Annotated in this window: 13 protein-coding genes and 1 pseudogene; 1 reads left to right on the top strand and 13 read right to left on the bottom strand. The window is 58.6% G+C overall.

Translation table 11 applies throughout. The annotated features are described in order from the left end of the window. Positions 1-46 precede the first annotated feature (46 nt). Positions 47-355: a site-specific integrase gene (locus tag BVG12_RS00315; protein ID WP_156895471.1), complete on the bottom strand. Its 309-nt coding sequence runs from the start codon at positions 353-355 to the stop codon at positions 47-49. A gap of 734 nt (positions 356-1,089) precedes the next feature. On the opposite strand from BVG12_RS00315, the gene BVG12_RS33700 reads away from it, so the two are divergent. After that, positions 1,090-1,869 (top strand): competence protein CoiA family protein, encoded by a 780-nt coding sequence (locus BVG12_RS33700; protein ID WP_156895470.1) that lies wholly within the window; start codon positions 1,090-1,092, stop codon positions 1,867-1,869. A 37-nt stretch (positions 1,870-1,906) separates the two neighbouring features. On the opposite strand, the pseudogene BVG12_RS00305 reads toward BVG12_RS33700, so the two are convergent. The 12 genes and pseudogenes from BVG12_RS00305 to BVG12_RS00245 all read right to left on the bottom strand — a co-directional run. Beyond that, positions 1,907-2,949 (bottom strand): annotated as a pseudogene (locus BVG12_RS00305) (IS3 family transposase); the annotation flags it as partial. 150 nt (positions 2,950-3,099) lie between these two features. Beyond that, entirely contained in the window at positions 3,100-3,804 is a 705-nt protein-coding gene (locus BVG12_RS00295) for a hypothetical protein (RefSeq protein ID WP_075790622.1), read from the bottom strand. An 8-nt stretch (positions 3,805-3,812) separates the two neighbouring features. Continuing rightward, positions 3,813-4,784: an ExeA family protein gene (locus tag BVG12_RS00290; protein WP_075790621.1), complete on the bottom strand. Its 972-nt coding sequence runs from the start codon at positions 4,782-4,784 to the stop codon at positions 3,813-3,815. Then, entirely contained in the window at positions 4,774-6,408 is a 1,635-nt protein-coding gene (locus BVG12_RS00285; RefSeq protein ID WP_156895477.1) for a DDE-type integrase/transposase/recombinase, read from the bottom strand. The genes BVG12_RS00290 and BVG12_RS00285 overlap by 11 nt, the downstream gene beginning before the upstream one ends. A gap of 4 nt (positions 6,409-6,412) precedes the next feature. Further along, complete coding sequence (locus tag BVG12_RS00280; RefSeq protein WP_075790619.1) at positions 6,413-6,988, bottom strand: recombinase family protein; 576 nt, start codon at positions 6,986-6,988, stop codon at positions 6,413-6,415. A gap of 282 nt (positions 6,989-7,270) precedes the next feature. Next, positions 7,271-7,771: a protein-disulfide reductase DsbD N-terminal domain-containing protein gene (locus BVG12_RS00275; protein ID WP_075790618.1), complete on the bottom strand. Its 501-nt coding sequence runs from the start codon at positions 7,769-7,771 to the stop codon at positions 7,271-7,273. Between the two features lie 39 nt (positions 7,772-7,810). Beyond that, positions 7,811-8,473 carry an ABC transporter ATP-binding protein gene (locus tag BVG12_RS00270; protein WP_075790617.1) on the bottom strand — a complete coding sequence of 221 codons (663 nt, stop codon included), beginning with the start codon at positions 8,471-8,473 and terminating at the stop codon, positions 7,811-7,813. Beyond that, complete coding sequence (locus BVG12_RS00265) at positions 8,466-9,626, bottom strand: ABC transporter permease (RefSeq protein ID WP_075790616.1); 1,161 nt, start codon at positions 9,624-9,626, stop codon at positions 8,466-8,468. The genes BVG12_RS00270 and BVG12_RS00265 overlap by 8 nt, the downstream gene beginning before the upstream one ends. Further along, on the bottom strand, positions 9,623-10,006 hold the full coding sequence (locus BVG12_RS00260) for a hypothetical protein (RefSeq protein ID WP_075790615.1): 384 nt from the start codon (positions 10,004-10,006) through the stop codon (positions 9,623-9,625). Before BVG12_RS00260 ends, BVG12_RS00265 begins: the two co-directional genes overlap by 4 nt. After that, positions 10,003-10,575, bottom strand: coding sequence for an RnfABCDGE type electron transport complex subunit G (locus BVG12_RS00255; RefSeq protein ID WP_156895468.1), 573 nt, complete (start codon positions 10,573-10,575; stop codon positions 10,003-10,005). The genes BVG12_RS00260 and BVG12_RS00255 overlap by 4 nt, the downstream gene beginning before the upstream one ends. After that, entirely contained in the window at positions 10,565-11,506 is a 942-nt protein-coding gene (locus BVG12_RS00250; RefSeq protein WP_075790613.1) for a hypothetical protein, read from the bottom strand. The genes BVG12_RS00255 and BVG12_RS00250 overlap by 11 nt, the downstream gene beginning before the upstream one ends. Continuing rightward, a complete protein-coding gene (locus BVG12_RS00245) occupies positions 11,500-11,871 on the bottom strand; it encodes an ArsR/SmtB family transcription factor (protein WP_075790612.1) in 372 nt (123 codons plus the stop codon). The genes BVG12_RS00250 and BVG12_RS00245 overlap by 7 nt, the downstream gene beginning before the upstream one ends. Positions 11,872-12,159: the final 288 nt, after the last annotated feature.

The following is a 12,159-nucleotide window of genomic DNA, read 5'->3' as shown; positions in this document are numbered from 1 at the left end:
CGCCAGTCAGCTTAGCACCTGAATTTTCTGTTTTCTCTCTTCAATTTCAATAAACCACCTTGAACGTCGGGCTGTCCTCGGCGCGCGTCTGGAGCCGGTTGTACATGTCGGCGTCGTGTTCGAGCGCATTGGTGGCGGCAGTGGCGCGCAGTGTGTGCGGCCCGAAGCCCTCGACGTCGATCCCGACCGTGACAGCATATTCGAGAAATACTTTGTAGACGCCATCGAGCGTAATCGCACGGGCGCAACGCGCATATTTGCTCACGGGACGATTCAGTCCGGGCTTGTCGTCGCCATGGCCAGCCACTTCAAGGTAGGCAGCGATCCCGCAGGCGGCGGCCGGATGTAGTGGCACGCACCGGATTTTTGAGCAATTACGAGAAGAACAACAGAACTCGGAGAAAATCGTACGCGAAGCAGATTATAGACCGCGCTTGGAATTAGCCATGAGACCGCTTATGTCAGGCTCCATCACCGCCAGTGATGATGTAGACTCTCCTCATTCGCCCAGTGCTTAACGTGCATTTTTTCCCGTTTTCTCTGCCTACCCCTCTATAGAGACGGCCGTATCGAAGACGGATGGGCGCATTTTCGCCGGGTCAAAGAACGGGAGTGGCATCCGCAATATCTGGACGGTGACGCAAAATTGAAAGGCGTCCTGCTCCCACAGAACCTGAATAGGGGATCTCGAAAGACAATACAAAGAAGCGCTCAAAAAATGGCCACCCCCTTGATCTAATTCCTCAAGCAGGGGAAGGCGGCCCGGCCGCAGGCCGATCGTGGCCGCCTGGTGCCGGCGCTGTTCGATCGCGTCGACGTCCACTAACTGCGCGCGCGATCGCCGGCAACCTGGTCGTGGCCAGCTGCGGCCGCCGCTCGATGCCGGCGCACCTGGCCAGCTGCAGGCCGATCGCGGCCGCTTGGTGCCGGCGCCGGCCGGCGCCGCTCGATCGTGTCGACGTCCACCAGCTGCGGCGTGCGATCGCCGGCAACCTGGTCGTGGCCAGCTGCGGCTGCCGTTCGATGCCGGCGCACTGGCCAGCTGCAGACGATCGGCAGAATGTAGTCTATGCCACCAAATCACGTAAGATGCCAAAGTACAACCATACGGGTGACAGATTGCCTCTAACTGCTGTACGCACCTCTAACGGGGAGATAGTCGAAGCATTCGATCTCACGGCCGAACAGTGGTCGACTATGAAGGCGGAACCTCCAGGGTCCTACCTCATTCGGCGTAGCCGCCTGCCGGCGATCCTCAAGCAAAATTTGCGCGGTACACGTTGGTTTGCTGCTCGACCTGGGGAAAGCGACTCAAGTTGGAAGCCTACGTCACCTGAACACGAATTCGCCCAGATCCGTCTAGTCAAAGCACTACGTGTCGCAGGCGTCAACGCGCGTATCGAAGAACCTGGTGACACTCCTGCTGGGGAGAAATGGGAAGCAGACGTCTATATCGAAGATGGGAGCCGCAAGATTGCGATCGAAGTACAGGTTTCCCAGCAGACTTTCGATGAGTACGTGCGCAGGTCTGAGAAGTACAGACAATCCGGTGTCAAAGTGGTTTGGCTAGTCAATAATAGACATTTCCGAAATTTCACTCTTGGATGTTTGGCCGACAACGGACGAGATCTATCGAGGCCTGGCGGCCCGGTTAAGAACGGGGAACAGTTCAGCCGTCACTTCCCAGCATTCCCGTTAACGTTCAAATGCCCAAAAGGCCAACCTACTGATGATGCCGTCCGCGTGAGCGTATTCCTACCGCCGGAGGGTTGGCCTGTACGAGAACTATGTCTGGACGAATTTGCTGTGGCGTTGGCCAAAGGTGCCTTGACACACGCCAAAGGAAAATTTTGGGTCTGGACCAAGTGAAGTAGGACGAGTGCAGCCGCCCGACCGTCTGTAGTGGTCAAGTAATTTCGGACACGACGATAAGTTTTTTCTCTGCCATTGTGCGTTCATAGACGCTGGGCGGCAGATTGCCCAATACAGAATGCAGGCGCTCGCAGTTGTAGAAGCCGGCGATGTAGTTGGCCACGTCAAACTTTGCTTCTGCGTGGTTGGCGTAATTGCGTTGCCAGACGCGCTCCATCTTCAGATTCAGGAAGAAGCGTTCAGCGACGGCGTTATCCCAGCAGTTACCTTTGCGGCTCATGCTGCAGACGAAGCCATGCTCGGTCAGCAGCGCTTGGTACTGGTCGCTCGCATACTGGCTGCCGCGATCGGAATGGACGATCAGTCCGGCCGCTGGCCGGCGCGCCTGGATTGCCATGCGCAAGGCATCGCAGACCAGGGTGGCTGGCATGCTCGGCGCCATTGCCCAGCCCACGACTCTGCGCGAAAACAGGTCGAGCACGACAGCCAGGTACAGCCAGCCGGCGCCAGTGCGGATGTACGTGATGTCCGAGGCGTAAGCCAGGTTCGGCGCTGCCGGGTTGAACTGCCTGGCAAGCACATTCGGCGCAACTGGCAAGGCATGTTTGCTGTTGGTCGTGTGCACGAATTTCCGCTTCCATACTGGCTTCAGGCTGGCTTGCTGCATCAGCCGGCGCACCTTGTAACGGCCGAGCTGGAGGCCGCTATTGGTCAGTGCTGCGACTAGGCGACGACTGCCATAACTTTGGCCGCTGCTCATGAACGCGGCACGCAGGTGTACGCTCGCTTTGCAAGAAGTCGGCATAGCTGCACGACGTTTGGCTTCGTAAAATCCGGCCCGGCTCACGCCCAGCAGGCGACAAGTTTGTGCGACAGGTACGGCCTTCGTTTGCATCTCGTCGATGAGCCGGTAGCTCACTTGAGCTCGCGGGCAAAGAAGGCCGATGCCTTTTTTAACACGTCCACATCACTACGAAGCTGGCGGTTTTCCTGCTCCAACTGGCGAATACGCTGCTGTTCAGCCGTCAACGGCTTCCCAATGCCCGGCTGGCCCTTTTGCTCGGCCTCGTACTTGTAGTGACCTGCATTTGAAACAGGCCCGACCAGCATTCCAGCCGATTCTCGGCCAGGAATAACTGCAACTGACAGCCCCCTCAAACCAGAATTAGCTGCAAATGAACCTGCATTTATCCGCGTCGACCTGCATTCCATCGCCGCGAACCAGCATTATCTGCAACTGACCAAGCTGTTCAACACGGCCTTGGTATCGGCCTCGATTTCGGCCAACACGCCCAGCCAGTGACCTATGACCCGCTTGACGCTCGGTGCCGGCTGCGTGTCGCGCCAAACCGTCAGGATGCGCTGGTAGCCGACCAGATCAGCCCGCTGCACGCAATACGCGGTCGTCATCTGGGTCGCCTCGATGTCGGTGAATCCGCCAGGGGCGCGGCTGGCCTGCTCAAGTAGTCCGACCTGGGCGGCCGTATCGCTTTGGATTCCACGAAGGTGCTCGATGATGAGCGGAAGTCCGGTCGGATTCGGCCACGGCAGGATTTCGATTTCCTCGGTCGTGCCGGTGCCGGTTGCGATCCTCAAGACATCATGGAAGCCAGCTCCGATCAAGTCCGCCTTCGGGATGTTCGTATGCGTCCACGGAAACAGCTCCAGTTTTTGCTCCACCAGCATGCGCAGGTCCTGCTTGAATCCCTGCTCCAAACCGGGAGGCCGTGCGTCCTGGTTGTCTGCCTCGACCATTTTCCAAATACGCTCGATGTGGTCGTCCTGCTCAGCCTCAGGAAACAAACTGATATTCCAAGCGAGGCAGCAACTCATGGCCGCCTTCTTTCGCGCCTCCTTTTCTTCAACGAAGAGAATGTGCGGCAACATGAAGGACGAAAAGCAGGACGCGACTGTAAATTGTTTGAATTTCATGGGCAGAATCAGATGGGCAGGCCAGCGGCAAGCATCCGGTCGCGTAACTCCGCTGTGCGCGCCGGTTCGAGTTTGTTGTTGAACAGCGCGCGGATTTCCGCAGGCTTGGCGTCGAACTGTTCCACCATATCCTTCAGCCGGTACCCGTGACGGGTCAGGGTAGGCTCCAGATCGTCGAGCTGGCGCGACAGCACGGTTTCCACCAGCGCGGCCGTCACGGGCTTCTCGCCGGTCTGGTAGCCCGCTTCCAATGCCAGGGTCAGGTGCAGTTGGACTTGCAACGGCGTGCGCAGCTTGGTGGACAGGATATCGATTGCCTCGCTGTTCAGGATCGATTCTGGATCAGTGTTCGGAGCCGCGCTGGCGCCAAGCAGCCACAGGATGTACTCGCGCTGGCTGCCGGCGACGCCATCGAGCGTGAAGATATCGGTGCGGTAGCCGATTTCTTCCATGGTCGGGCGACGCAAGTCGTTGCGCAGCTTCGGATGGCCGGCCAGGATCACCGACAACCGGCCGCCTGCGTCCTCGACCACTTCCATCAGGCGCTTGAGGCCGATGAGCGTGTGTCCGTTCAGGTCGTGCGCCTCATCGACGAACAGCGCCACTGGCCTCTTTCCCTTCTTGACGATCTCCTGCAATTCGCGCTCCCGCTTCTCGCTCTGCTTGGGAATTTGCACCTGCTTGTCCTGCGTCAGGTCGTAGTAGAGCGTGGAGATCAAGGTGGCCAGCTTGATGCTGTGCTTTTCCACGGACAGCGACTTGGCGACGGCCACACGGTTCTCGTCTTTCAAAATCTGCTGAAGGCGGCGCAGCGTCACCGTCTTGCCACTGCCGACAACACCGCACAGGGCGATCAGCCGCCCCTCAAGGGTGGCCCCTTTGATGTCCTTGATCAGCTGCTTGTGGTGGTCGGTTTCGTAGTAGCCGGCCTGGCTCAGTGGTTGCGTCAGCCCGTAGTACTGCATCACTTCAACTCGCATGGTCCTCTCCAGTCTTCTTGTTTCGGAAATAATCTCGTATGCGCGCGAGTACGACGCTGCGCGTCAGCGTCTCACTCAGCACCTGGTCGATGACGGTGCGATCCACGAGCGACAGCTTGGCCAGTGGCCTGGCTAGCTCGTTCGCTATCGCCAGCTTGGCGGCGATGACGTTCGCAAAATGGAATTCATGCGCCTCGGCGTCGAAAGGCTGGATTGGTAATTCGCCTGGTAAATTCAGTGGTGCTAAGTGTAGGTCCTTGCCGGCCAGCGCCTCGATGGGCAGCTTGAGCTGGTCGGCCAGGGTGCGTATACGGTCGGCGCGCGCGTCGGCCGCGCCGCGCTTGAAGGCGCGATAGCGGTTCAATGGAATCGGCCCGGCGACCGGGTAGTACGGGCCAGTACGCACGCTTTCGTACTCAACGTACAGTTCGTTGTCGAACAGCCCCCACAGCAGCAACACGTATTCGCCGGCCATGTCCGGCTCCACTTCATAGCTGGTGCCCTCGACCGACACGCGCGCGTCCACACCCACGCGGCGCCGCTCCGGCTCGCGGGCGAAGCGACAGTACTGCTCCCAGGCGCACATCTGCCGGATGCCGCCGCTCGGGAAATTGGCAAGCCAGTCCTCGATGCGCGAATGCTGCTCGGAGCGATGATCCTGGCGAATGTAGCGCATCAGGTAGCGCAACAGCCATTCGTTGGCCTCTTGCTCGGTTTCGGGCTTGTGGAAGTGGTAAAGCGTCTCGTGGGCTTCCTTCACCGTGCGGAATGGCCGCTCGACTTTTCCCTTGGAGCGGGCCGTGACGCGCTCGCCGTCCTTGCCGGCCGGGATGTGCGTCATCCACTCGATGCCCAGCGCGTGCATCACATTCTGGAATACGCGGCTCTTGGCGACAGGGCCGTTGTCCAGATAGATCATCAGCGGCCGTCCCTGGAAAGGGTATTCGGGGTCTGCCTTCGGCGCCATCGCGTTGAACAAGAAGCGTAGCGCCGATTCGGCATCCTCGCCATAGACGCAGCGGTATTCCTGGTATGCCACGCCGCTGCGGTCGTCCACGACGCTGTACAGCATCAGCGTCGGCTCGCCCTTTCCCGGCTCGATCCAGTCCGGCTTCTCGATCCGCTTGAGGTCGGACGGCGACATGTCGAACTGCCAGCAGTCGTTGCTGTGCTCGGCCTGGAAGCGCACGGCTGGCGGCTGCCGGCGCAGGCGCGGCTGGTCGAGGTGCCAAAGTGTGAGGTATTGGTTGACCGTGCTGCGCGTCAGCACGCCTTTCGGCGCGCGCACCAGTCCCTGCGCCGTCTCGATGCCATATTCCTCCAGCAGCTCGATGGAGCGCTTCGTGGACAGGTGGCGGCCCTGCTTGTTGGTGGTCCGCAGCTTGAGGGCGGCGACCAGCTCGCAGTACCGCTCCAGTTCAGATTTCGGCAGCACGCGCGGCTTGCCGTGGTCGGTGCGGTGGACGACGCGTGGCTTCAGAAAGTCCTTCAGGGCGCGATACACCGACGTGGTGGATATGCCGTATAACTCGGACATAGCGCGCACCTGGGTCGCACGCTCCGGACTTTTGTGAGGCAGACGGTCAAGCCGCTGCCGCAATTGCAGCAGCGATTCGGCCGGGATCTGTTTACGCCACCCGGCCGCCACCGCTCTCAGCCTTATCGAGATAATTGTAGAGCGTGGATTTGGAAATCCCCATCATCTTGCAGATTTCGTCAACGGTGTGGTTACGCTCCCGGTGCAGTTTCACGGCAAGCGCGAGCTTGACCGGATCAAGTCGCGTCGGCCGCCCGCCCATGCGACCGCGCGCGCGTGCCGCGACCAGTCCGGCTTGCGTGCGCTCGCGGATCAGATTTCGCTCGAACTCGGCCAGTGCGCCGAACAGATGAAAGACCAGCTTGCCGCCGCTCGATGTGGTGTCGATGTTTTCTTGCAGACTGCGCAGCCCGACCTTGGCGGCTTCGAACCGCTCGACCAGCTCGATCAAGTTCTTGAGCGACCGGCCCAGCCGATCCAGCCGCCAGATGACAACCGTGTCGCCGGCACGCAGCATGCTCATGAGAGTGGTCAGTCCGGTGCGGTCCGCCCTGGCTCCACTCACCATATCCTCAAAGACGCGCTCGCAACCGGCCGCCTGTAACGCGTCGCGCTGCAGGTCCAGGTTCTGGTCGTCGGTCGAAACACGGGCGTAGCCAATTAGCATGGTGACTTGTCCAAGAAATCACGAAAGTTCAGTATAGCTGGACTTTGAATATTGGAAAGGGATTGTGGAGTGTCGTTGTGCTTGAGCTACCCGCCGCTCGCCGGCCGGACGGAGGAGTCCAACAAACCCTCGTTTATTGGACCTGCATGAATGACAAGGTGATGTTTCGCCCCTTGAAAAAAGATAAATTTTTCGTAGATGACTGAATTCAAGGTTTAACGAACCGGCTTTACCATCTCCGAACGCTTGAACCCAATAATTGGTCGAGTCTGTCTTTGGCACTCAAGGCAAGACCACATCTACCGACTTCTCAATCGGCGAATAACACACGCCGATTTTTTCATTGCAGCCTTGGTACGTCGTCACCACTGTCACCTTTTTCGATGTTGGCACCCGCACCAGGTCGACGCCGACCTTGACGGTCTGGTGATAAACCTCGGTCTTGCCAAAAGTTTGATCGACTTTCGTTTCCGCTGGCGGCAAGTGAACCGCTCCAAGCGACGCACCGCCCGCGTTCTTGATGGTCACGCGGATTTTGTCCTTGTACACGTAGTAGCCGCCGGCCGGGGTAACATCGATCGCCAGCTTATTGGGACCGACGACGCTCACCCTTGATTTGAAGGCTTCGTCCGGCTCCAGCAATTCCGGGGCTTTATCCTTGAGCAGGATACCGGCCATTGGAGACTTTCCGCTTAATGACGACTGCTGCGCCCACGCGACAGCGGCGATGCCCCCGGCGACGCAAAATGCCGCCGAAAGGGTAATCTTCGACTTCGTGTTCATCTTGTTTTCCTTATCTCTACATAGTCGAAGCCGGCCAACTCAATGAATCTTCCCGTCACGCATGCGAATGACGCGACCGCAGGCGGCCGCCAGGTCTGGGTTATGGGTCACGACCAGAACGGTCGTGCCTGACTGGTGCAGGCTGCGCAAGGTATCGAATATACCTTGCGCGGCGACCGAATCAAGACTGCCGGTCGGCTCGTCCGCCAACAGAATCTTCGGGTCATTGATCAGTGCGCGCGCAATCGCTACGCGCTGCATCTGTCCGCCCGACAGTTGGGACGGTAAGTGATCCTCGCGGCCATCCAATCCAACCAGGGACAGCAATTCGCGCGCGCGCCGGTCGGCATTGCTTTTTCCCGCGAACATCGCGGGCAAAGCGACGTTTTCCGCTGCGGTTAGCGTTGGCAGTAGAAAAAACTGCTGAAACACGAAGCCGATTGTGCGGCTGCGCAGGCGCGTCAGCGCGGCATCATTCATAGCCGTCACGCTTTGCCCGTCAATCGTAATCTCCCCGGCCGATGGCTTGTCAATCGCGCCGATCAACTCCAGCAGTGTCGTCTTGCCGGAGCCGGATGGCCCCACGACTGCAACAAACTCCCCTTGGGCGACAGTTAGAGACACGTGATCGACAGCATGAATGGCTTCCGTGCCGCGATGGTGTGTCTTGACGGCTTCTCTCAATGTAATCAGATCATTCATAACGGACCGCCTGTTTGGGAGAAATGAAGGAGGCGCGCATTGCCGGAATTATGCCGGCGACCAGGCCTGCCGCCACAGCCATCGCGACCGTCATGGCCATGATCGAAGCGTGCGGCGCCACCATTTGACCTGACGGCGCATACGGCAATACATGGCGAATCAAGTTGTCGATGCCCGACGACAGCGCGGCGCCGGCGGCGACGCCGAAGGCTGCGCCACCGAGACACAACAATCCGGTTTCCATCAGCACCAGTTTGACAATGGCGGATCGTGATGCGCCCACGCAGCGCAAATAGCCGAATTCGCGGGTCATTTCAAACACCGTCATCAGGATGGTATTCAATACGCCCAAAAGACTGATCACCAGAGCAATTGCCAGCACCGCGAACATCAAGGTCTTGCTGGACGAGACCAGTTTGCCAATCTGATCCATCATCTGCTGCGACGTCACAACATAGATATCGGGAATAGTTTCCAGTCGGTCTTTCACATCGGCGATTTTCTCGACGTTGCTGAGCGAGACCGCCACGCCGGTCAGCTTGCCCTCCTTGTGGAAGATCTTCTGAGCGGTCTCCAGCGGGAGATAGAAAAATCCATCGTCCTCCGACCCCGTACGTTCGATGATCCCAGAGACGACGAACTCATGGTCGATATTCTGGAAATAGATTTTGTCGCCGACCTCGCGTTTTTCCACTTTGGCAGCTTCGGCACCAAGAATGATCGAGTCGGAGCTGGTGAACCAGCTACCGCGAATTTTCCAGTGCGGCTTGAGCTTGCGCATGGCCTCGCCGATGCCGTAAAACAGGTCCGTGCCCTTGCCGTTGCTACTGGCCTGCGAAAAAATTAGGAGGCCGGCCGCTTCCTTCACGCCGACCGTGTCCTTGATCAATGGCAGGCTGTTCGCAGACAGAAATTTCGGGATCTCGCCGCCGTGCAGTGCCAGCGAGGCCGCTTCCATCGGGCAGCCTTCAGTCGATACGAACAGATGGATTCCAGAGTCCGACATTTCCTGAATCATCGCCTGCTCGAAGCCGCGATTGAACGACAGCATCGCAAACAGCGATGCAGCGGCAATCGCCACACCGAGCATCGTCAATGCCGTCCTGACCTTGCGCCGCTCCAGATTGCGCAAACTTAAGGTGACAAGATTCATTCGAATGCCACCCCTTGCGCATCAATGTGGACCTCGCCCCGGCGCACCATCACCTTGCCATACACCCGCGTCTTGGCACCTTTCATGTCCTTGTACGGCAGCGTGACACCACGTGGCGGGACCACTTCAATCAAGTCGAACTTGTCCTTGAAAAAGAAATCGTCGCCGTCCGAGCACATGTCGCCTAGCGTGCCGGTCACCGCCAGGGTCTTGCCCTTGTACAGGTCAGGATGCTTGACGACTTCGCTCAGGGCGACCGTCTGCGTCTCCTTCGGTATCGATGCGCCAAACTGCTTGTCTTGCGCAAGCGCGTTATGTGAAAAAGCGGCCAGCAGAGAGCCGATGCAGAAGAGACGGGTAATCGAAGTCATGGCTGTCATTTTTTTTGCTCCTTGGTGGTATTGGAAAGTTCATGGTGAAAGGTCAGCATCTTCTTGACGCCGAAGGCGATTTCCCTGCTAGCCAGGTCAGCGCCGTCAACCGGTGTCACGGTGCGACCGATCTCGAACGTATCGGCGGCATTCTTACCGTCGAACTGGTGCAGAAAGGCGGGCGACGCCAGTTCCTTGGCCTTACGCTCGCGGCTGCGCTGGATATAGAGCTGGCGGATTTTTCCCGAGAGATCGATGCCCATCACCATTTCGATCACGCCGTATTCGCCTTTTTCCGCGTCGGCCAGGACGATGCCGACCGGTTTACCTCCCGCGCCGACTAAAGAGTAATACGTCCAGGAATCGGCTTCGCCGGGCGTAAGCTTGCGCGCAATCGCCGTTTCGATACGTGCTTGCAGCGCCGGGGTCAAGCGCACGTCGACGGTTCGGTAGTCTTTTGCTTCCGGGAAGATTTTCGTCATGGTCTGTTCCGGGTCGCGCCAGACGCATACATCAGCGAAGGCGGGGGTGACAGTTAACCCGAGGACGGCGGTGACAATAAGATGCTTAAAGCGCATGCGAAAACTCCCAATAAAGTTGGACCAAAAGTTGATGGCTCTTGCCTTCTGCATCGTCGGCATTGACGTAGGCGGTGCGCAAAACGACGCTATTGTCGAAGCTGCGCGATAGCGCCAATCCATAGCGCCGCCGCGCAGACGATCCAGCCCAAAAACCGACATCGGCGCCCAGGGTCCATGCCGCATTCAGTGACCGCTCGTAGTTGAGGTATGCCCCTTTTACGAAACGTCCGTCGTCGGTACCGGCAATTAGCTCACTGCGGACCAAATCGGGGCCGTTTTGCAACGTTGCGTCCACTGCGAGCCGGCGCTTGGCAACGACTTGAACATTGTCCAGAATGCTGTTGACCCGTTCGAGGCTTTCCTTGGTCGTCGTTTCAGGCAGCAAGCCGCTCAGCAAAGAAATGCCCATGTTGCCGCCATCCCAGTTGCGCGCGAGGCGGCCGGTCACTACTGCTCCGCGTCCACCAGGTGCCGTCGTCAGGGCCAGGGCATAGGTGCCGTCCCCCCGAAAACCGTGCAACTCCGCTCCCTGGGCAAGTTTGATACCGGTACTCAGCGCCTCGATCGTGGTGAGCAACTGGCGTTCGCTGTCATAGGTAGCCAACAGTCCGAAAGGAACAATGAAACGCCCGGCGACAGCATTCCAGCGTCCCAAAGGGCCTTTGTACTGGAGATAGGACTGGTAGAGATGAGGGTGGTCTGCGTTGGTCCCGCTGTCGGCTTGGGCGACGACAATCCAGCGATCCACGCCATCAGCCACGATCACCTGTCGATAATTGAGAAACGCCCCTTCCAGTCGCCCGGTAGCGCCGTCCAGGGTGGAGGCGCGCAAGTCCACCCCACCAGCGACGGTAGCGCCTTGCGCCCATATTTCAGTGGGTATGGCTGATCCGAGCATAGCGGCCGCCCACACAGCACGTTTCAGCATGACGCGCCGCACGGCGAATTCGTGTCTTCCAGCAAACAGATGCCGGAATCGAGCAGCTCGGCCACACAGGGATCGGCGATGCGGTAGTACGAGTGCGTGCCGTCACGTCGGCACGCAAGCATTTTTCGGTCAACCAGACGCTGCAATTGATTCGAGACAGCTTGCGCCTTCATATTTACCAGCGCAGCCAAATCCGTGACACACAATTCCTGCTTGCGTGCGAGCGCGTGCAGAATGCGCAATCGGGTCGGATTCGAAAGAATTTTGAATAGGTTCGCGACATCGTCCGATTCGGCAGATGTCAGCAACGGGCGCTCGGCGAGCACCGGCTTGGGGCGACGGCAGGAGGTAGTTTCTTTGGTCATACGCTAATAATACACCATATCATGTAATTGTGTATTGATAAGTGGTAAAGCCGGCATAGAGTTACGCAACTTTTACCTTTTCTAGGGGATGGGCAAATTTGGCCGAAAGGGGCGCGATCTGCCGGGTTCGTGGTACATCGTCAGTTGCAAATAATGCTGGTTCGCGGTGATGGAATGCAGGTCGGCGCGGATAAATGCAGGTTCGCTCGCAGTCAATGCTGGTTTGCGGAGGCCGTCAGTTGCAGTTAATTCGGGCCGAGAATCGGCTGGAATGCTGGTCGGGCCTGT

Source organism: Massilia putida (genome assembly GCF_001941825.1).
In the GTDB taxonomy this organism is placed as follows: Bacteria; Pseudomonadota; Gammaproteobacteria; order Burkholderiales; family Burkholderiaceae_D; genus Telluria; species Telluria putida.
The sequence above is the reverse complement of the archived record's forward strand: the minus strand, read 5'-3'. Positions and strand labels throughout refer to the sequence as shown.